At 64.4% G+C, this 20,490-nt stretch carries 18 protein-coding genes; 9 read left to right on the top strand and 9 right to left on the bottom strand.

Translation table 11 applies throughout. The annotated features are described in order from the left end of the window. Nucleotides 1-182: 182 nt before the first annotated feature. Nucleotides 183-557, top strand: a complete 375-nt coding sequence (locus M8523_RS00425; RefSeq protein WP_282582847.1) for a PepSY domain-containing protein — start codon at nt 183-185, stop codon at nt 555-557. A 54-nt stretch (nt 558-611) separates the two neighbouring features. Beyond that, on the top strand, nt 612-1,271 hold the full coding sequence (locus tag M8523_RS00420; RefSeq protein WP_282582846.1) for a general stress protein: 660 nt from the start codon (nt 612-614) through the stop codon (nt 1,269-1,271). 41 nt (nt 1,272-1,312) lie between these two features. Here M8523_RS00420 and M8523_RS00415 read toward each other — a convergent pair whose 3' ends face one another. Next, nucleotides 1,313-2,809, bottom strand: a complete 1,497-nt coding sequence (locus M8523_RS00415; RefSeq protein ID WP_282582845.1) for an AMP nucleosidase — start codon at nt 2,807-2,809, stop codon at nt 1,313-1,315. A gap of 220 nt (nt 2,810-3,029) precedes the next feature. On the opposite strand from M8523_RS00415, the gene M8523_RS00410 reads away from it, so the two are divergent. Beyond that, complete coding sequence (locus M8523_RS00410) at nt 3,030-4,463, top strand: homospermidine synthase (protein WP_282582844.1); 1,434 nt, start codon at nt 3,030-3,032, stop codon at nt 4,461-4,463. A 130-nt stretch (nt 4,464-4,593) separates the two neighbouring features. On the opposite strand, the gene M8523_RS00405 is transcribed toward M8523_RS00410, so the two are convergent. Beyond that, nucleotides 4,594-5,808: an NADP-dependent isocitrate dehydrogenase gene (locus tag M8523_RS00405; RefSeq protein ID WP_282582843.1), complete on the bottom strand. Its 1,215-nt coding sequence runs from the start codon at nt 5,806-5,808 to the stop codon at nt 4,594-4,596. Between the two features lie 103 nt (nt 5,809-5,911). Between M8523_RS00405 and M8523_RS00400 the strand changes: the two genes are divergently transcribed. Next, complete coding sequence (locus M8523_RS00400; protein WP_282582842.1) at nt 5,912-6,736, top strand: RNA methyltransferase; 825 nt, start codon at nt 5,912-5,914, stop codon at nt 6,734-6,736. Nucleotides 6,737-6,748: 12 nt separating this feature from the next. Here M8523_RS00400 and M8523_RS00395 read toward each other — a convergent pair whose 3' ends face one another. Next, nucleotides 6,749-7,027 carry a hypothetical protein gene (locus tag M8523_RS00395; protein ID WP_282582841.1) on the bottom strand — a complete coding sequence of 93 codons (279 nt, stop codon included), beginning with the start codon at nt 7,025-7,027 and terminating at the stop codon, nt 6,749-6,751. Between the two features lie 140 nt (nt 7,028-7,167). Here M8523_RS00395 and M8523_RS00390 point away from each other — a divergent pair, with 140 nt between their 5' ends. Next, entirely contained in the window at nt 7,168-7,719 is a 552-nt protein-coding gene (locus M8523_RS00390; protein WP_282582840.1) for an RBBP9/YdeN family alpha/beta hydrolase, read from the top strand. A gap of 6 nt (nt 7,720-7,725) precedes the next feature. On the opposite strand, the gene cckA is transcribed toward M8523_RS00390, so the two are convergent. Next, on the bottom strand, nt 7,726-10,266 hold the full coding sequence (cckA, locus tag M8523_RS00385) for a cell cycle histidine kinase CckA (protein WP_282582839.1): 2,541 nt from the start codon (nt 10,264-10,266) through the stop codon (nt 7,726-7,728). Nucleotides 10,267-11,996: 1,730 nt separating this feature from the next. Next, a complete protein-coding gene (gene dksA / locus M8523_RS00375; RefSeq protein WP_282583397.1) occupies nt 11,997-12,416 on the bottom strand; it encodes an RNA polymerase-binding protein DksA in 420 nt (139 codons plus the stop codon). 188 nt (nt 12,417-12,604) lie between these two features. Between dksA and M8523_RS00370 the strand changes: the two genes are divergently transcribed. From M8523_RS00370 to ilvA, 4 genes are all read left to right on the top strand, one after another. Further along, entirely contained in the window at nt 12,605-13,138 is a 534-nt protein-coding gene (locus M8523_RS00370; protein WP_282582838.1) for a SixA phosphatase family protein, read from the top strand. Between the two features lie 104 nt (nt 13,139-13,242). After that, on the top strand, nt 13,243-14,697 hold the full coding sequence (locus M8523_RS00365) for a YcjX family GTP-binding protein (protein WP_282582837.1): 1,455 nt from the start codon (nt 13,243-13,245) through the stop codon (nt 14,695-14,697). After that, the gene (locus M8523_RS00360; protein ID WP_282582836.1) at nt 14,694-15,767 is read left to right on the top strand and encodes a YcjF family protein; all 1,074 of its coding nucleotides are present in this window, start codon (nt 14,694-14,696) and stop codon (nt 15,765-15,767) included. Before M8523_RS00365 ends, M8523_RS00360 begins: the two co-directional genes overlap by 4 nt. 46 nt (nt 15,768-15,813) lie before the next feature. Beyond that, entirely contained in the window at nt 15,814-17,463 is a 1,650-nt protein-coding gene (gene ilvA / locus M8523_RS00355; RefSeq protein WP_282583396.1) for a threonine ammonia-lyase, biosynthetic, read from the top strand. Nucleotides 17,464-17,469: 6 nt separating this feature from the next. Here ilvA and msrQ read toward each other — a convergent pair whose 3' ends face one another. The 4 genes from msrQ to M8523_RS00335 all read right to left on the bottom strand — a co-directional run bounded on the left by msrQ (nt 17,470) and on the right by M8523_RS00335 (nt 20,432). After that, nucleotides 17,470-18,366 carry a protein-methionine-sulfoxide reductase heme-binding subunit MsrQ gene (gene msrQ, locus M8523_RS00350; protein WP_282582835.1) on the bottom strand — a complete coding sequence of 299 codons (897 nt, stop codon included), beginning with the start codon at nt 18,364-18,366 and terminating at the stop codon, nt 17,470-17,472. A 237-nt stretch (nt 18,367-18,603) separates the two neighbouring features. Further along, entirely contained in the window at nt 18,604-19,641 is a 1,038-nt protein-coding gene (locus M8523_RS00345) for an NAD(P)/FAD-dependent oxidoreductase (protein WP_282582834.1), read from the bottom strand. 37 nt (nt 19,642-19,678) lie between these two features. Beyond that, nucleotides 19,679-19,999 (bottom strand): 2Fe-2S iron-sulfur cluster-binding protein, encoded by a 321-nt coding sequence (locus M8523_RS00340; protein WP_282582833.1) that lies wholly within the window; start codon nt 19,997-19,999, stop codon nt 19,679-19,681. 58 nt (nt 20,000-20,057) lie between these two features. Further along, the gene (locus tag M8523_RS00335; RefSeq protein ID WP_282582832.1) at nt 20,058-20,432 is read right to left on the bottom strand and encodes a hypothetical protein; all 375 of its coding nucleotides are present in this window, start codon (nt 20,430-20,432) and stop codon (nt 20,058-20,060) included. Nucleotides 20,433-20,490: the final 58 nt, after the last annotated feature.

Below are 20,490 nucleotides of genomic sequence, written 5' to 3'. Positions count from 1 at the left end.
AAATCCGACGTCAGCTTGGCACGTTTCACCTCGCAGCAGGGGCTGGGAACAGGGCTTCGCTTTGAAGCCCCATGTCGACCCACCGGGCGTCGCCGCAGTCTTAAGAGTACGTCATCGAAGCAGCCGAACGGGAACCAATCCACGGGTCTTCCATTGAATGAGGCACACAAAAGGAGGCCTTTATGCGCAATATGCTCATTGCTTTGGCAGCATCTGCCCTGCTGACAGGCACGGCATTGGCTCAGGACAATTCCGGCAAGCCGACGGACCCCAATGCCATGACGGGCTCTTCGAACGCTGCCGTCAACTCGAAGGGCAACGCCCCCTCGGCCGTCAACGCATCCGGAACCGCGACGATCGTACCGGCATCGGCTCTCGAGAAGGGCGCCAATAGCTTCACGGAAGGCCAGACGCGAGCCCGTTTGGAAGGTGCGGGGCTCATGGCCGTCTCCGATCTTCACAAGGATGATCAGGGAATCTGGCGCGGGAAGGCCACGCGCGACGGTCAGCCAGTTCAAGTCGGCTTCGACTACAAGGGCAACATCGCGGCTCAATAGCCAGCGTTGACCTCATCAACTTGCCTTCCAGACCCATAACTTGAGGAGAGTCTTATGACGACCCAGACCTTTACGGCATTGTTCGACACCTATGCGGCGGCTTCGAACGCAGTGACCCGGTTGGAAGCGGCCGGCGTGCAACATGATCGCATCAGCATCGTATCGAACGATGCCGCGCACAAGGATTACATCTCGGATCAGCATACGGGCACCGCGACAGGCGCATCGCTCGGGACGGTGCTCGGCGGTGGCGCGGGACTTCTCGCGGGTCTTGGCTTGCTGGCGATTCCAGGGCTTGGGCCCGTCGTCGCGGCAGGTTGGCTTGCGGCGACCCTGGTCGGTGCCGGTGTCGGTGCGGCAGCCGGCGGCATCGTCGGCGCCCTGACGGACGCCGGGGTGAGCCACGAAGACGCGCATGCTTATGCCGAGGGGATCAATCGTGGAGGCACCCTTGTGACCGTGCGGGGCGACGACACGCAGGCCGCGCAGATCACCGACATCCTCGATGACGAAGGAACCGTCGATCTCGACAGCAGGGTCAAGGATTGGCGCGACACGGGATGGACCGGCACCTATTCGGGCGACACCGCTCCCTCCTTGACGCCGTCGGCGGTGCCGGAGCGTCCCCTTCAGACACCGACGGCCGCCGGGACGCCGCGGAACGCCGACGACCTCAACCGCCCGCGCGTTCGGGTTTACGACACGACGATCTGACCTCGGCAGACCTCTACGATCCCGGCTCCACGCCGGGATCGTCATCGAAACGGCGGTTCATCGAAACTGCGTAATTTGCGTGAATGCAGGCCCGACCTATCTTGACGCAGGACATCGAGGGCGGCGAGCCCGATCAACAGGTGCTCGCTGACAGCACGCTCATAGAAAGCGTTGGCGGCGCCAGGCAATTTGATCTCACCGTGCAACGGCTTGTCGGACACGCACAGCAACGTGCCGTAAGGCACCCGCAGTCGGTATCCTTGTGCAGCGACACAGCCGCTTTCCATGTCGACCGCGATCGACCGCGACAGGTTGATGTGCCGTCGCTCCTGTGAAAAGCGCAACTCCCAGTTCCTGTCATCATAGCTGACGACCGTCCCGGTCCTGAGCCGCTGCTTTAGCGCTTCGGGCTCCTCGCCCGTGACGGAGGCGGCGGCTCTCTGCAATGCGAGTTGCACCTCCGCAAGCGCCGGCACCGGAACGTCGGTCGGGACCAGATCGTCGAGGATCCTGTCCCGACGCAGATAGGCATGCGCTAAGACGTAGTCGCCGATGGTTTGCGATTGCCGCAGCCCGCCGCAATGGCCCACCATCAACCAGCAATGCGGGCGCAGCACCGCGAGGTGGTCCGTGATCGTCTTCGCGTTTGACGGTCCCACGCCGATATTGACCAGCGTCGTGCCGTTCTGTTCTCCGGTCTCGTCGCGCCCGACGAGATGGTAGGCCGGCATCTGCGAACGATGCCAAGGGGAGGCCGCGATCACGGCCGCCGGATCCGCATCGGCCGCTTCCGCGCGCTCGACCGTGACGCCTCCCGGCAGCACCAAGCGATCATAGGTGCCGTTTTCGGCTTTCAGCAGGTCGAGGCCCACGCGTACGAACTGATCAACATATCGATGATAATTGGTCAGCAGGATCCAGGGCTGGATTGTCTGCCAGCTTGAGCCGCAATAGTGCACAAGGCGACGCAGCGAATAGTCGATCCGTGCCGCATCGAAGAGCGCCAAGGGCCGCGCCGGATCCTGCGGATCGGCGACCCAGAGGCCATCGGCGATTTCGTCGCCGACATCTGATAGTCGCGGCGTCGGGAAGAAGCGGGCGAGATCCGCCGGCGTGGTGCCGGCAAGGCCGGATGCCGTGCCGGGTTCGACCACATAGGGGTACGGAATCTCCTGAAGGCTCGGTCCGACTTCAATGCTCGCATCGAAGTCGCGCACCAGCAGATGAAGCTGCTCCCGCAGGTAAATCTGGAAATGCTGGGGCTGCGTTATGGTCGTGGCGTAGGTTCCAGGGCCCTGGAACTTGGCAGTGGCGCGTTTGAGCCGTGGCATCGGCCCACGCGGGGTATAGGTCAGGCGAAGTTCAGGGTAGCGGAACTGCAGGCGCTCCGAAGAGTCCGGTGGTGTGCCGTGTTCCATGAAGCGGGCGAGCGCCACGCGAAGGGCTTGCGTAGCCTGACGATGCAGATCGATCAGGCGATCGACAGCGGCGTCGGGCGAGTCGAACGCTTCCATGGGCTTGAATTCGTCGGCCGCCATGCTCTCCTCCCGCCTGTGCCGTCGACCGGCCCAACGCTGCCTCTCTTAGAGAGATGCCGACACAAAGGCGAGCCGGGGACACAACCGACGAGAGGAACGCCGCCTGACCTCGACTGTCACAAAGCCCTCTTGAAACTCTGTCTTGATCCTCCGACCCTTGACCCTGGAGAGATGTTGAGGCTAACCCGCCTCGACACACTCATTTGACCGGAGACACTTGATGCCTGAATGGACCCAGCATGCCCGTTTCGACGGCCCGATCGTTTTGGTCGGCTTTGGGTCCATCGGCCGCGGGACCCTGCCCTTGATCGAACGCCACATCGCGCACGACAAGGCGAAGTTCACCGTCATTGCGCCAGACGACAGCGACCGGGCGTTGCTCGACGAGCGGGGCATCGCGTTCCTGCATGTGGGTCTCACCAAGGAAAACTATGTCGACGTCCTGAAGCCGCTGCTGACCGCCAACGGCGAAAAGGGCCTCGTCATCAACCTTTCGGTTGATGTCTCCTCGGTCGCCATGGTGCAGCTCTGCAAGGAGCTCGGCGCGCTCTACATCGATACGGTCGTCGAGCCCTGGCCGGGCTTCTACACCGATACACGGCTGACCGTTTCGCAGCGCTCGAACTATGCTTTGCGCGAATCCATGATGGACCTGCGTCGGGCCTCTCCCGGCGGCCCGACGGCGGTGACGACCTGCGGCGCCAACCCCGGCATGGTGTCCTGGTTCGTCAAGCAAGCGCTCCTCGACATCGCGCGCGATACCGGTCACCCCGTCGCATCCGAGCCGACCACGCGCGAGGATTGGGGCCGGCTCGCTCAGACGCTCGGCGTGAAGGGCATCCATATCGCCGAGCGCGACACGCAGCGGGCCAAGACCCCGAAACCGAAGGGTGTGTTCGTCAACACCTGGTCGGTCGAAGGCTTCGTGTCGGAGGGTCTGCAGCCGGCCGAACTCGGCTGGGGCACGCATGAAAAGCAGCTTCCGCCGCTCGGCAAGCACCATGATTTCGGGCCGGATTGCGCCATCTACCTGATGCAGCCCGGCGCCGGTACGCGCGTCCGCTCCTGGACCCCGACCGCCGGTCCACAGCACGGCTTCCTGGTGACCCACAACGAGGCGATCTCGATCGCCGACTATTACACGGTCACCGAGAACGGGAGGCCCGTGTACCGCCCGACCTGCCATTATGCCTATCACCCCGCTGACGACGCCGTGCTGTCGTTGCACGAGATGGCCGGAAACGCGTGGCAGCGGCAGGAGACCTGGCACATCCTGACCGAAACCGAGATCCTCGACGGAATCGACGAACTCGGCGTTCTGCTCTACGGCCACGCCAAAAACGCTTATTGGTACGGTTCGCAACTTTCGATCGAGGAAACCCGGCGCATCGCGCCCTATCAGAATGCCACGGGCCTCCAGGTGACCTCGGCGGTTCTCGCCGGCGTCGTCTGGGCGATCGAGAACCCGACCGCGGGTATCGTCGAAGCCGACGAAATGGATTTCCGCCGCTGCCTGGAAGTGCAGATGCCGTATCTCGGCCCGGTCGTCGGCAAATACACGGAGTGGACGCCCCTGGATCATCGCGGCGTGCTGTTCCCGGAAGATCTCGATCGGGATGATCCGTGGCAGTTCCAGAACGTGCTGGTCGTCTGAGAGGACGGACTCAGCCGCCTTTGCGAGGCCGCGAAGCCGTCGCGGCAATCCAGCCTAGAGTTGGGCTGGATTGCCCTCAGTTCGTGATGACGTAAGCTAGGGGGCAGGCGCGACTTGCGCCTGCCATCCGTTACGACGCCATCGCAACCTTCAGGTTCGCGTCGATTTTATCGAGGAATCCGGTCGTCGAGAGCCACTTCTGGTCGGATCCGACGAGCAGGGCCAGATCCTTGGTCATGAAGCCCGCTTCGACCGTATCGACGCAGACCTTCTCGAGTGTCGTGGCGAACCGCTCCAGTTCCGCATTGCCGTCGAGCTTGGCCCGGTGGGAGAGGCCACGCGTCCAGGCGAAGATCGAGGCGATCGAGTTGGTTGATGTCTCCTTACCCTTCTGGTGCTCGCGATAGTGGCGCGTGACGGTGCCATGCGCGGCTTCGGCCTCAACGGTCTTGCCGTCGGGCGTCATCAGCACCGAGGTCATAAGCCCGAGTGAACCGAAGCCCTGCGCCACCGTGTCGGACTGCACGTCGCCGTCGTAGTTCTTGCAGGCCCAGACGTAGCCGCCCGACCATTTCAGGGCCGAGGCCACCATGTCGTCGATCAACCGATGCTCGTAGGTGATGCCGAGCGTCAGGAACTTCGACTTGAATTCGGCCTCATAGACCTCCTGGAAGATGTCCTTGAAGCGGCCGTCGTATTTCTTGAGAATAGTGTTCTTCGTCGACAGATAGACCGGGAATCTTCGGTTGAGGCCGTAGTTCAACGACGCGCGCGCGAAGTCACGGATCGAGTCGTCCAGGTTGTACATGGAGAGGGACACGCCCGCGCCGGGGAACTTGAACACTTCCCGCTCGATCACCGTGCCGTCGTCGCCTTCGAACTTGATCGTCAGGCGCCCCTTGCCTGGCACCAGGAAGTCGGTCGCGCGGTATTGGTCGCCATAGGCGTGACGGCCGATCACGATCGGCTGCGTCCAGCCCGGCACGAGGCGCGGTACGTTTTGGCAGATGATCGGTTCGCGAAAGATCACGCCGCCCAGAATGTTGCGGATCGTGCCGTTCGGCGACTTCCACATGTCCTTCAGGTTGAATTCCGTTACGCGCGCCTCGTCGGGCGTGATGGTCGCGCATTTCACGCCTGCGCCATAAAGCTTGATCGCCTCGGCGGCATCCACCGTCACCTGGTCGCTCGTGGCATCGCGATGCTCGACCGACAGGTCGTAGTATTTCAGATCGAGATCGAGATAGGGGTGGATCAGCTTGTCGCGAATGTAATGCCAAATGATGCGTGTCATCTCATCGCCGTCGAGTTCGACGACCGGGTTTGCGACCTTGATCTTGTTCATGAGCGACCTCTTCCGCGCGGCTCGATTGCGCCGCCATCCGTGATCCCGCATAGCATCCGTGACAGCACCCGCCAAGGCGGGCCGAAGGCGGAGCGGGAGGAGTATGACGCAAGCAGATGCAACGCGGGCGCTCGCCCCGGCCGTGATCCTGGTGCGACCGCAACTCGCCGTGAATATCGGCACGACGGCGCGCGCCATGGCGAATTTCGGCCTGTCCGACCTGCGCCTCGTGGCGCCGCGCGAGGGCTGGCCGCCGGTCGAGCCGCACAAAGGTGCGGCGGAAGCGGCGGCCTCGGGGGCCATTGGGCTTCTCGGAACCGCGCGCGTGTTCGACACGACGCAAGCCGCCATCGCCGACCTGCATCGTGTCTACGCCACCACGGCCCGCGAACGGGGCCAGGGCAAGCCGATCATGACCCCGTCGGCCGCCATGAGCGACGATGTCTCGGCCCTCGCGCCTGACGCCAAAGTTGGCATTCTATTTGGCCCCGAGCGAACCGGCCTCGACAACGACGACGTCGTGCTGGCCGACGCGGTGATCACCTTTCCAGTCGATCAGGCCTACGGTTCGCTCAACCTCGCCCAAGCCGTGCTGCTTGTGGCCTATGAATGGTTCAAGGCAGCGCGTGGCGATCACGCCCCGTTCGGGCCGGTCGAGCATTCCAAGCCGGCCGTCAAGAACGATGTGATGTCGCTGTTCGACTTCCTGGAAGAGGAACTGACCAAGGCCGGCTACTTCCGACCCGAAGAGAAGATGCCGATCATGCGCCGTAACCTCCGAAACATCCTGCAGCGCAGCGTCCTCAGCGAGCAGGACGTGCGAACGCTCCGTGGCGTCATCGTCAGGCTGATCGAGGGGCCAAGGCTCCCCGGGAGACGGCGCGAGTTGCGGCGGAACCTCGAAAACCGTTCCCCCGCAGGTGATTGAACCGCGTGCCGCTCAGCATCCCTTGCAGATCTGCGTGGCTTTCTGAGCCTGTTTGTCGGCCTGCCGCTCGGCTTTGGTCGGCTGCCCCGCGGCCGAACCGTTCGGCGTTGCGCCACCTGCAGCCGCGCCGCCCGACATTCCCCCGACGGCGCCGCCCGAAGGCGCTTGCGGGAGCGTGTTGCTGGCTCCGGATTGACCTGGGCTGGTTGCCTGGGTGGATTGAGCGAGCGCGGTGGCTGTCTGCAACCCTGCTAACAACGCGAGAGCCACGATCGGACGCGATAGTTTCATGATGAAAACCTCTTGTTTACGCGTTAACGGAGGCTGCGCCCGAAGGTTGCCTCGCGCTCTTGCACTGCGGCGACGATCCATTTAGGCCTCGCCCGACGCGCGGGCGCGCCACTACTCCCTCACTCGACACGTGCAATCCGATGAAAAGTCGTGACGCCGACATTCTTATCCTTCCCGGGCTCGGCGGCTCGGGCCCCGACCATTGGCAGAGCCGCTGGCAGGCCAAGCTGTCGTCGGCACGGCGGATCGAGCAAGCCGATTGGGCGCATCCGGAATTCGCGATCTGGGGCGCGCGGATCGCCGAAGCCGTGGCGGAAGCTGAGCGCCCCGTGGTTCTCGTCGCGCATTCGCTGGGGGTGATCGCGGCCGCCCATGTTCTGGCGGTCGCGGGGCCGGGCCGCGTCGCGGGGGCTTTCCTGGTCGCGCCCCCCGCCGAAGCGAGCGTGATCGACATCCCGGAGATCGCGACAGACTTCCGGCCCTATCCGACGCGTGTCCTGCCCTGCCCTACCGTACTCGTGGCCAGCACCGACGATCCCTATTGCACGTTGGAGGCGTCGGAGGCGCTGGCCTCACACTGGGGTTCGTCACTTCTGAATGCCGGCGCCGCCGGCCATATCAACACGGCGTCAGGTCATGGCCCCTGGCCCGAGGGCCTCATGGCCTTCGCAGGATTTCTGACGAAGCTCTGACAAGGTCTAAGGGGTCGGCCCGCTTTCCATGTTTTCCTTCACCTTCTCGACGAGTTGCTTCAGCGAGAAGGGTTTGGGCAGGAAGGCGAATTCCTGTCCTTCCGGCAGGTTCTTCTCGAACGCGTCCTCGGCGTAGCCCGACACGAAGATCATTTTCGCCTTGATGCCACGCTTTCTGAGTTCGCCCAGCATCGTGGGACCATCCATCTCGGGCATCACCACATCCGAGACGATGATATCCGGGAGCGTGTCGCTGTCCTCGACAACCTGCAGGGCTTCGACGCCCGATCCCGCCTCGAGCACCGTATAGCCGCGCGACGTCAGCGCACGGGCCCCGAATGCGCGGACGGCTTCCTCGTCTTCCACCAGCAAGATCGTGCCCCGGCCCGTGAAGTCTGCGCCGACCGCCTTGCTGGGCTCCTTCTTCTCGGTTTCCTCGACGACGGGTTGCTCGGCCGGCTGGAAACGCGGCAACAGGATGCGAAACGTGGTGCCGATCCCGACCGTGCTGTCACAGAAGATGAAGCCGCCGGTCTGCTTGACGATGCCATAGACCGTGGATAGGCCCAGGCCCGTTCCCTTGCCCACCTCTTTCGTGGTGAAAAAAGGCTCGAAAATCTTCGGCAGCACGTCAGGGGGGATGCCCTGCCCGTTGTCCTCGATCTCGATCATGACGCAGTCCGCCGCGACCGCACTCGGCACATCATTGAAGGTGGCGGATTCGGCGGCATCCACATTGCGGGTTCGCACGGTGACCCGGCCGCCTTCGATCATTGCATCACGGGCATTCACGACAAGGTTGATGATCACCTGTTCGAGCTGATTGAGGTCGGCCTTGACCAGCCAGAGGTCGCGGCCGTGCTTGACGTCGATATCGACCTTCTCGCCCACAAGGCGGCGCAGCATGTTGTGAAGTTCCGACAACACCTCGCCCAGCTGGATCACTTCGGGTCGCAACGTCTGACGACGGGAGAACGCAAGCAACTGGCGCACGAGGCCGGCGGCCCGGTTCGCATTCTGCTTGATCTGCATGATGTCCTGGAACGACGGGTCCGTCGGCCGGTGGTTGGCAAGCAGCAGGTCGGAATAGCCGATGATCGCCGTCAGAACATTGTTGAAATCATGCGCCACCCCGCCGGCCAATTGGCCGATGGCCTGCATTTTCTGCGCCTGGGCGAAGCTTTCCTTGAGGGTGCGCAACTCGGTCGTATCGAGGACAAACATGTTGGCCGTCGGGGCGCCGACATGCTCGTCTTCGGCCGACACGAAGAAACGTGCGGCCCGATTGCCTTTGCCCTCGAGGCTGGCATCGACAGGCGGGACGTCGCTCGTTCCGGTCACGGCCGCCGCCACGGCGGCTTGAAGAGCCGGGCGATCCGCGTCGATCACGCCGGCATAGATGGCGCGGCCGGACTCAGCCCCCCCGCCGCGCAGGCGATCACCGAACAGCCTGGCGAAGGCGGCGTTCGATCGCGTGATCATGCCGGCTGCGTCAACCGATGCGACCGCCATCGGGGTGGAATGGAACAGCCGGGCGAAGCGCACTTCGACGGCGCGCAGGTCATCGCCCGGTGCTTCGCCCGGTGCCCGGTTGATCACCAAAGTGCGGGACGGGCCGGGGCTGCCTTCCTGTGAAAAGGCCACGCGGTGGAGAATGCGAACCGGAAGGCGTTGGCCGTTCCGCCGTTTGAGATCGATGTCGAATTGCTCAGTCTTCACATCTCCCGACGCGCCAACCCCGGCGCTGAGCATGGCGGCGCCATCGGCCGCGATGAGATCGGTGAGATAGAGGCCACCCGAGCCCACCTGAGCGAGATCGTAGTCGAGCCATGTCGCCAGGGTGGCGTTCATGTAGGAAATGCGGCCATCCGGTTCGGCGGAAAAGAAACCGGCCGGCGCATGATCGAGGTAATCGATGGCATGGCGCAGTTCCTGGAACACGTTCTCGTGGCGCTCACGCTCGCGCGTGACGTCCGCGACGGTCCAGAGACTGGCGCGCTTGGTCCCGTCCCAGACGATGGGTCGGACCCTGACCCGGTACCATCCGACCGGCATGTCTCCCACGAGGGCCGGCGACAATCGCATCTCCTCGACGCCGCGCTTCTTGTCGCGGGCGGCCTGCGCCAAGCGGTACACAGCCTCCGAAATGTCGGGCGCGCCCGAGAAGAGCCGCTCGACGCCCTTGACCCCGGTGCCGTCCTTGGCGCCCGACATGGCCATATAGGCCTCGTTGGCGTAGATGATGCGACCGTCGCTCTCCACGACGAGCAAGCCCTCGGGGGCCGTGTCGGACACATGCTTGGTCAGATCGTTCGAAGCGGCATGACCTGAGAACTGGAGAAAGCCCACTGCGAAGAAGAAAAGGGCCACGAGTCCGACGAAGGCGAGCAGCGCCAGCAGGCCGAGCGTCAACCGCCCGGCATCGTCCTGTGGTAGGAACGAGTAGGCAGCCGCCGCCGCGACCAGGCACAGGGCGAGAACAAGCACAAGACCAGGGCTTCCGGCCCGGCCGGAACGGTCCACGGCCCGTAGGGAAGTTTCAGTCATCCGACTCCAGGAGCAGCCGTCACGTCGAAGATCGCCGCACGCCGATTATGCGCAGAAAACCAGAAGAACAGTTAAGTTTTTGCTGTCGCCCGCCTTTCGCCCCATGTGTGGTCCATGGCACAAAAATCCGGTTTACACCCTCACGGCTCATTTACCACGCCGGGGGGCAGCCGCTATAGCGTTAAGCGAACGCCTTGAGATCGAACGGGAAGCGAGTCGGACAGCCTGATGCAGTCGTTTGGTGATCTTTTTGCAAACAACAAGCTCCTGGCGATCGGCATTTTGCTGGCTGCCGTTGCCGTCATTCTGGCAGTCGGCGTTGCCTTGTTCCGCCTGGTGTTCGGACGACGGTTGCACATGTCAGGCGGGCGGACTCGCCAGCCGCGCCTTGGTGTCGTCGATGCGTTCGACCTCGACCGGCAGCGACAGTTGGTTCTGGTGCGACGTGACAATGTCGAGCATCTCCTGATGATCGGCGGTCCAAACGACGTCGTCATCGAGGCCGCCATCGTCCGTGCGCCGGCAACGCTGAACGCGCGCGATAAGGAAAACGGCGTCTCGACCCCGAGCGTCGGGATTCCTGCGCCGGTGGCGCAGTCGAGCCCCCCACCCATGGTCTCTTCCGTGGGTCCGCTCCCGAGCATCGACTACGAGCCGAACGTGTCGAGCGTCACGGCTTTGGCGCCGCGTGGCCCTGAACTCGTCCCCACGCCGCAAAGCGTCGCGCCCACGCCAGAACCTGCTTCACCACCGATCCCACAGCAGGCGCCCCCGGCCTCCTCCCCAGATGTCCGCTTGCCGCCCGCCGCAAACATGCCTACCCCCGCGCGGCCGCTGCCCGGATCTCAAGGGCCACGGCCGGCATCGGCCGCGCCAATCCGGCCGCAGTTTTCCGCGTCGTCTCGCACCGGCGCGACAACCTCACTCCCGCCGCGGCCACCGTTCTCGCGGGCGACCCCCTTGCCTGCGTCGGCCGCAACGGCGCCAGGCCGGGTTGAACCGGCGATGGATCGCGCTTCGTCAGGGGGATCGGGGGAGCCCGCGACGAACAGGCCGGGAGCCGAGCAGAGAGAGGAAGCTGCAGTCTCTCAGGACATCAAGACGCAGCCACCGGGTACAGATGCCGGACCTGCTTCGGTCGCGACTCCGCCTCAAATGGTGGTGGTACCACCACCCGCACCTGCGCCGATTGCAGCCGGATCACCCGGGGTTGCAACGGCCCCGCCTTCGCGCGCGGCGACAAGCAGTGGGTCGCGGCCAAATAACCCTCCGCTGCGGCCGCAACCTCCAAGGCCTGCGGGAGCCCCTGCAGCGACTCCCGCCCAGTCCCGAGCCCCGCTGCCGACGCTTGGGTCGCTGGAAGAGGAAATGGCCAAGCTCCTGGGTCGGCCCATGCCGCCCACCGATCAATCCGGGGGGTAATCGTCTCTTTCCACCGGATGGAGGGAGCTCGAAGCACCTGGCTTTTCAAAAAGAAATGTCGGTAAAGGCGTGGTCGTGAGCCCATCCCCCGAGAAATTGTCGAGATCAGACTTTTGTGGGTCTTGCCCAAACCGAATGAAAGAAAATGAATAAGCATCGCCATGCTAGGCGATGCAGCTTCAAATCAGCGCAGCTCGATTTCAAATGCGCTTGGAAGCCGGGAATGAAGCGACCTTCAGCAGAAGTCTAGAAGGGTCAGCCGCAACGCCGCGCCTGCTTGGACGCGCGCCTGATGGCAGGCGCGCGGCTTAATCGTCGCGGTAGATCCGCTCGCGTTTCTCGTGGCGCTCCTGCGCCTCGACCGAGAGTGTCGCGATGGGTCGGGCATCCAGGCGACGCAGCGCGATCGGATCGCCGGTTTCTTCGCAATAGCCGTAGGTGCCGTCATCGAGTCGGCTAAGAGCGGCGTCGATCTTGGAAATCAGCTTGCGCTGGCGATCACGGGCGCGGAGCTCGATGGACCGATCCGTCTCGGACGAAGCCCGGTCGGCGAAGTCTGGATGGTTTTCGTTTTCGCTCTGCAACGCCACGAGTGTATCTCTGCTCTCGCGGAGTATCTCTTCTTTCCAAGCAATCAATTTTCGACGGAAGTATTCACGATGCCGCTCGCTCATGAACATTTCGTCGTCGGACGGCCTGTAGTCGTCCTCGAGAACCTTTGACCACATCATGAACGCTGGCCTCCTCTGGCCTGAACGTCAAGCATTCGCCGCCCTTATAGTGAAGCTTTCAACGCGATACAATTGCTCTCACATCTCTTAAGCGTCCCTTGATGCCGCGCCTTGAGCCGGCAAGGTATGAAAGATGGGCGACGTGCTTTCGCGGTCAGCACTTTTCGCGATTGTCTCATTGGAGTATGTCCAGCTCGATGATCACCCTCGCGCTCCTTCGACACGCCAAAGCCGTTGCGGAACATCCCGCAGGTGATCACGAGCGGGCACTGAGCCCGGCAGGACGGCGCGCTGCGGTCGGCATCGGCCGGTTGCTCGTCGCGTCGCTGTCGTCCCCCATCTTGCTTCTGGTTTCGGACGCGGCGCGGACACGTCAGACAGCGGAGTTGGCATTCCCGGCCGCCGCAGATCAGGGCGTCACGACCCGGCTGGAAACGGCGCTCTATGCCGCCTCTGCGGGCGCGATCCTGTCTTGCCTCCAGGACGTCCAGGCAGAACACCCGACCGTTGTTATCGTCGGGCACAACCCAGGATTGGGCGATCTGGCCCAGCAGCTTGCCGGCCGGGGAGCGGCGCCTGATCTTGCTCGGCTGCAATCCGGTTTTCCGACCGGCGGAGCGGCGATCTTCACATTCGATTCCTCCTGGTCCGAGGTTCGGCCGGGAAGCGGTGAATTGACGGCGACGCTCGCTCCAGACGGCATCGAGTGGCCCGCTTGACCGCGGCCGCCCCTGTCCAAAGCCCAACCGCATAGCCACATGGTTGCGACACAGGCGGCTTCCGATGGGCGTTGCTGTTTTCTTGCAGTCGCGGACGTCCGGTTTTGACCCTTCTTTCCAACCTCGTGACAGAAGCCCAGATCGCGGCCCGCAGCGTCGCGGATTATGTGAGCGGGACGGGATTGCGCCTCGGCGTCACGGGCCTGTCGCGTGCGGGCAAGACGGTGTTCATCACCAGTCTCGTCCACAATTTGACGCAAGGCGGCCGCCTTCCCGTGTTCCGGGCGAGCGCGGATGGACGCTTGACGCGCGCGACCCTCCAGGCCCAGCCCGACGATGCGATTCCGCGCTTTGCCTATGAGGATCATCTGGCATCGTTGACGATCGACCGCACGTGGCCCGAATCGACGCGACGCATCTCTGAACTGCGCCTGCACATCGCCTTCGAGCGGCGTGGTTCATGGCGCGCCCGCAACGCTTCGCTGACAATCGACATCATCGACTATCCGGGCGAGTGGCTGCTCGACTTGCCGCTGATCGGCAAGTCTTTCGCCCAATGGTCGCGCGAGACCCTCGACGCCAGCGCCGCTTCGGGGCGGGCGACCCTGGCGGCCGCGTGGCGCGGTGGGCTGCAGGGCCTTGCGCCCGACAGCAAGGGGTCGGAGCAGGTCGCCCGCGAGCAAGCCGAACGCTTCACCGCCTACCTTCGGGCCGCACGCCAGGATCGCTACGCGCTGTCGACCCTGCCGCCCGGCCGGTTTCTGATGCCGGGCGATCTCGAAGGCTCGCCGGCCCTCACCTTCGCGCCCCTTCCGGTCGAGGAAGGCCGGACCTATGGTTCGGAGACGATCGCGGCCATGATGGAACGGCGCTACGAATCCTATAAGACACACGTGATCCGGCCGTTTTTCCGCGATCACTTCTCCCGTCTCGACCGGCAGATCGTGCTCGTCGACGCCCTGAGCGCACTTAATTCGGGCCCCTCGGCCGTGCGTGACCTGCAGACCGCGCTCAGCGACGTCATGCAGAGTTTCCGGGCCGGACGCTCGTCCCTGCTCTCGACCCTGTTCCGGCCGCGGATCGACAAGATCCTTTTCGCCGCCACCAAGGCGGACCATCTGCACCACACGAGCCATGACCGCCTGGAAGCCATCCTGCGCGTCCTCACCGCACGGGCGATCGCGCGCGCCGAGGATGTCGGCGCCAAGATCGATGTGATCGCGTTGGCGGCCGTGCGGGCGACACGCGAAGGCGCCGTCCGGCACGGGAACGAGGTTCTCGACGCCATTATCGGGACGCCGCTCGCGGGCGAAGAGGTCGACGGCGAAATCTTCGACGGCTCCGCCGAGGGCGCCATCTTTCCCGGCGAGTTGCCGGCCGACCCGCGACGGGCCTTGCGGGGCGATGCCCTCGCGGTGCCGGAGAGCGAAGCCGATTATCGCTTCGTCCGCTTCAGGCCGCCGGTGCCGCAGGCCGGCGACGATGGTCTGCCGCGGCCCCTGCCGCACATCCGGCTCGATCGCGCCCTTCAGTTCCTGCTCGGAGACAAGCTCGAATGACGGCCGACTCGCGACCGCCGCGGCCCCGCGCCTTCCGCCTTGATCCCGTGGGCCAGGTGGCACCGCCGCTCGCGACCCCCGACTCCGGCCGGCCCGCTTTCGCGGACACCACGATCGAGTTCCAACCCGACCCCTACAGCCGGGAAGCCGAGGCGCTTCCCGCCGAGGAAGTCGCCATCGAAGCCGCCCAGCGACGCGGAATGTGGGGGTGGTTCTCGTTCGGGTGGGGTGGCCTTTTCTGGTCGGCTCTCGGTTCCCTCGTGTCCTTGGCCATCGGCTTGTGGATCGACCGGCTGATCGAGGATCTGTTCGCGCGGGCGCCGGCCCTGGGCTGGATCGGCGTCACGCTGGCGGGGCTCGCGGTTGTTTCGCTTGGCGTTTTGGGAGCGCGGGAATGTCTCGGGATCTTTCGCCAGTCCCATATCGCCAAGCTCCACGCGTCTCTGGCGGCCGCCCATCTGGCCGACGATCGCGACGCGGCGCGTCGGCAGGTCGCAACCTTGGCCGGCCTCTATGCGCAGCGACCCTCGACGGCGCAGGCACGCGCCGAATTGGCCCTCACCGCGCAGGAGATCGTCGACGGGCGTGACCTCATCGACATTGCCGAGCGGCTTCTGCTGCGCCCCATCGATACGCAGGTCTCGCGCGAGATCGCCGAGGCCGCCAAGCGCGTGTCGCTGGTGACGGCGATCAGCCCACGTGCCATCCTTGACCTCATCTTCGTTGTCGCGCAGATCATCCGCCTCATCCGGCGGATTGCGGAACTCTACAGCGGTCGACCTGGCTTCTTCGGCTTCGTCAAATTGGCGAAGTCGGTCGGTGCCCACCTGGCGGTCACGGGCGGCATGGCGGTGGGCGACAGTCTGGTGCAACAGGTTGTGGGGCACGGGATCGCGGCCAAGCTGTCGGCGCGTCTCGGGGAAGGCGTGCTCAACGGTCTGCTGACCACGCGGGTTGGCCTCTCGGCGATGGCGGTCTGCCGCCCGATGCCCTTCGGCGTGGCGGCGCAACCCGGCGTCAAGGACGTTGCGCCCTTTTTGTTCGGCGGATCGCAGGAGCGTGACACGTGAGCCTGTTGGCGCGAGTTCGGCCGGGTTGGAGACGGGAGAGGTCGAGATGAACCAGCATGAAACACGCGGCGTCCATGCCGTCCCGCCGGTGCTCGATCTTGAGGCCTATGCCAAACGCATTCTTCAATCTCGTGTCTACGATGTCGCGTCGGAGACGGCGCTCGATGGGTTGCCCCGCCTCTCCGGCCGGCTGGGCCAGAAGGTCCTGTTGAAACGGGAAGACCAGCAGCCGGTCTTCTCGTTCAAGATTCGGGGCGCCTACAACAAGATGTCGCGCCTAGCTCCCGAGTTGGCAGCGCGGGGTGTCGTTTGCGCCTCGGCGGGCAATCATGCCCAGGGCGTCGCGCTGGCGGGTCAGCATCTCGGCATTGCGGCGACGATCGTCATGCCGCTCACCACACCGGGCATCAAAGTGCGGGCGGTCGAGAGCCGTGGCGCGAACGTGCTGCTGTTCGGCAATGCTTTCGACGAGGCGCTTGCCCATGCGCGGACGCTCGAGGCCGAGCGGGGGCTCGCCTTCATCCATCCTTTCGACGATCCGGACATCATCGCGGGCCAGGGCACGGTGGGCATGGAGATCATGCGCCAGCATGGCGGAGAGATCGAGGCGATCTTCGTCCCGATCGGTGGCGGCGGGCTCGCGGCTGGAGTAGCAGCCTTCGTGAAATATCTGCGGCCGGAAGTGAAGGTCATCGGGGTCGAGCCGGAGGATGCCGCCGGCATGGCGGCCGCGATCGCGGCAGGCCGTCGGGTGCGCCTCGACAGCGTCGGGTTGTTCGCCGATGGCGTGGCGGTGCGCGAGGCGGGCGAAGAAACCTTCAGGCTGTGCCGCACGCTGCTCGACGATGTCATCCTGGTCGACACCGACGCGATCTGCGCCGCCATCAAGGACATCTTCGACGATACGCGCACCATTGCTGAGCCTTCCGGGGCTCTCGCTCTGGCGGGGCTCAAACGCTATGTCGAGCGGCGTGGCGAGGCGCAGGGCACGGGCAGCCTGATCGCGGTCAACAGCGGCGCGAACATGAATTTCGACAGGCTTCGCCATGTGGCCGAGCGCGCGGAGATCGGCGAACATCGCGAGGCGCTGCTCGCCGTCTCGATTCCCGAGCGGCCGGGTAGCTATCGGGAGTTGATCGGCGTGATCGGCAGCCGCCCTATCACGGAGTTCAACTACCGCTATGCCGGTCCCGGACAGGCGCAAATCTTCCTCGGCGTCCAACTGTCGCGTGGCTTGGCCGAAAAGCAGATGCTGATGGGGGAACTGGCCGCCGGCGGTTATGGCGTCATCGACATGAGCGACAACGAACTCGCCAAACTCCATGTGCGCTACATGGTGGGAGGCCGGACCCAGGCGGTCGCCGACGAGTTGCTCTATCGTTTCCAATTTCCCGAACGGCCCGGCGCGTTTCTGGATTTCCTCAGCCGGATGGCGGGGACCTGGGACATCTCGCTGTTTCACTATCGCAACCATGGCGCCGACTATGGTCGTGCGCTTGCGGGGATCCGGGTGCCGGCCAGCGACTATCCCGCATTCGAGGCCTTCCTGAAGGACCTCGACTATCCGTGCTGGTCGGAGACCGATAACCCGGCCTATGCCATGTTCCTTGCCGAACCGAAGGGGTCGTCCACGGCCCCGAACCGAGGCGAGAGCCTGCAGAAAGGCTTCCCGAGCACGGCCGAAGCGCCGGCCTGATCGGCCTCAGACGGGAACCCGGCGGGATCCCGGCGGCCGAACCGACGTCCGCGGCGGGGCACTCCACAACCGGCGGGCGAGCCGCAGGACGACGAGGCCAAGCCCGACGGCCAGCACCCACCAGGCCGGCCGCAACATGCCGCTGAAATCGAGATCGGCTTCGAGCACACGCTCGGGCGGAACGCCGGACGCGACCTTGTACCAGCCGGCTTCCAGAAGGGCTGTCAGAAGGCCGGATGCGAGGGCCAGCCCGATCAAGGCGCCCCACTGATCGCCCATCTTCCAGCGGGCCAGGAGCCGCTGCCCCATCAGCAGGATGAAGATCCCCGCCATCAAGGTCGGCTGGGTCACATCGAGCTTGGCCTGCATGAAGAAGTGAAGCAGGCCCAGGATCGCGAGGACATAGACGATCCTGTGAAGCTGGTTCCAGCGCTGCGGCCCGATGCGCCGGATCATCGCGTCGGTCGACGTGCTACCCAGCACGCAGAATCCCACCAGGGCCACGAAGCCGATGGTGAGGTAGATCCGCAAGGCGATCTCGCTCGCCACATGGACGAGGTCGAAATGGAGGTCGATGACGTAGAGCGTGAAGTGAATGAGCAGATAGGCCAGGACGGCGAGTCCGAGCATCCGCCGGATGAGAATCAGGCGGTTCCATTGGCCAATTCGACGCAGCGGCGTGACGGCCAAAGAGAAGATGAGAAACCGCACGGCCCATTCACCCGTGCTGTGGATCGCGTCGGTGACCGGTTTGGGGCCAAGCCAGCCCGCCCCCCACGACAGGGCGATCAGCAGGCCAGGCAGAAACAGACACGCGAAAGTCACCGCCTTTAGCCACGACAAACGGCCGGCCCGGTCGCGCCAGGGCTGCGCCCGCACGGTCAGTGAAGGCAGGGAACTCATGATGTCACACTACCGGGCAGTCCATCCATGCCGTCATCCTCAGCATCGCCAGTGCATTGGCCATGACTCGAATTAAATTTGAAACCCGCTCGGTTCCGCCGCGTAGCTTTCCACGAGTTCGCGGCCGTACCAGCCCCCTCTTGTGAGCCGGCCGCGGCTCCTCCCTTTCACGGAAGGGCGACGGCCCGCGCTTTCCCCCAGAGGCGCGGGCCACGCATCTGCGTGGTCCCCGCTCCCTTAGGCGACGCCCAGCTTCTTCTGCAGATTGGTTGAAGACGTCGTGTACTGAAACGTCAGGCGTTTGTCGGGATAGACATAGCGATGAATTTTTTGCGCCGCCAACGCACCCTCGTGAAAGCCGGAAAGGATGAGCTTCAACTTGCCCGGATAAGTGTTGATGTCGCCGATCGCGAAGATGCCGGGCGTGCTGGTCTCGAACTTCTCGGTGTCGACCGGAACGAGATTCTCATGAAGGTTCAAGCCCCACCCGGCTATGGGGCCGAGCTTCATGGTCAGGCCGAAGAACGGCAGCATCCGGTTGCAGACGACCCGCGTGGAGGTGCCGTCGTCGTGCTTGACCACGGCGGCCTCCAAGTGGCCGTCCGCGCCTTCGAGCGCGGTGACTTGACCCAGAAGCAGGTCCATGGAGCCGGATGCGACCAGTTCACGCATGGAATTCACCGAATGCGGTGCGGCCCGGAACGCATCGCGCCGGTGCAGGAGCGTCACGCGCTCGGCGATCGGCTGAAGATTGAGCGTCCAATCGAGAGCGGAATCGCCGCCACCGACGATCAGGACGCGCGTGCCCGCGAAGGCTTCCATCTTGCGCACGGCATAAAAAACCGAATGTCCCTCATAGGCGTCGACGCCCGGTATCGGGGGCTTCTTGGGCTGGAAGGACCCCCCGCCGGCGGCGATCAGAACGGCCTTGCATTCGATCGTTTGCCCGCCATCCGTGGTCACGCGGAAGCCGGGATGCTCCGCGGTGCCGATCGTCTCAAGCCTCTCGACCATCTCCCCATGATGGAAGACCGGATGGAACGGCTTGCATTGCTCCATCAGGTTGTCGACGAGCCCCTGCCCCGTGACCAAGGGAAAGCCCGGAATGTCGTAGATGGGCTTTTCGGGGTAAAGCTCCGAACATTGGCCGCCCGGTTTGCTCAAGATATCGACGAGGTGGCACCGGATATCCAGAAGGCCGAGTTCGAAGACGGCGAACAACCCGACAGGCCCAGCGCCAACGATCACGACGTCGGTGTTGATCGTCTCAGTCATAACGGGAGCCCTGCTGCTCGGAACTCTACGGGAACACTTATCCCTGACGGGCCGGCGTCCGGACAATCAGGCCGTCGAGATCCGGAGTGACCTTGATCTGGCATGAGAGCCGCGAATTCGGCTGGACCTCCCAGGCGAAGTCCAGCATGTCTTCTTCCATGGGCTGCGGTTTGCCGACCTTCTCGGCCCAAGCCGGATCGACGTAGACATGGCACGTCGCGCAGGCGCAGGCGCCACCGCATTCGGCCTCGATCTCCGGAATGCCGTTGCGGATCGCGGTTTCCATCACGGTGGCACCGTCCTCGCCGCCGACCGTTCGTGTTTGACCCGACGAATCGATAAAGGAAATCTGCGCCATCCCGGCCCGCTTCTCGCCATCCGAAACAGGCTGCGCTGCAGCCCCTCAAGCGACCCTCTTAGCCACTTTCGGCTGCCTTGGCGAGACCGCCGTGCGGGCGCGCGGCAATAAGGCTCGACGCATGCTCGGCCGCTTCGACAATGCGTTCGCGGAGGGCGCCGATTTCGTCTGTGAGCGCGAGAATCGAGGTTCCAGACGCGAGCTTTGCCTCCACCAGGGCCAGTTCCTCGCCCAACCCGAAGGCACCGATCGCGAGAGCCGCGCCCCGGCTTCGATGCAGCACAAGAAGCAGGCTCGCGGGATCCACGTCGGCAAGGCATTGGAGGTTCCGCGCGACATCGCGCATCTGCCCCTCGAACAGCGCCAGGATCTCCCGCTGCAAGGCCTCGTCGCCTGCCGTTTGGACGACGAGATGCGACACATCGATCAGCAAAGGTTGCGGCCCCTTCGACTTCGAATCACTGAAAACCCGCCCGGCGCCCTTGGCGCGT

Source organism: Lichenifustis flavocetrariae (assembly GCF_026130545.1).
Taxonomy (GTDB): Bacteria; Pseudomonadota; Alphaproteobacteria; order Rhizobiales; family Beijerinckiaceae; genus Lichenihabitans; species Lichenihabitans flavocetrariae.
This window is presented reverse-complemented; position numbering and strand designations above follow the sequence as displayed.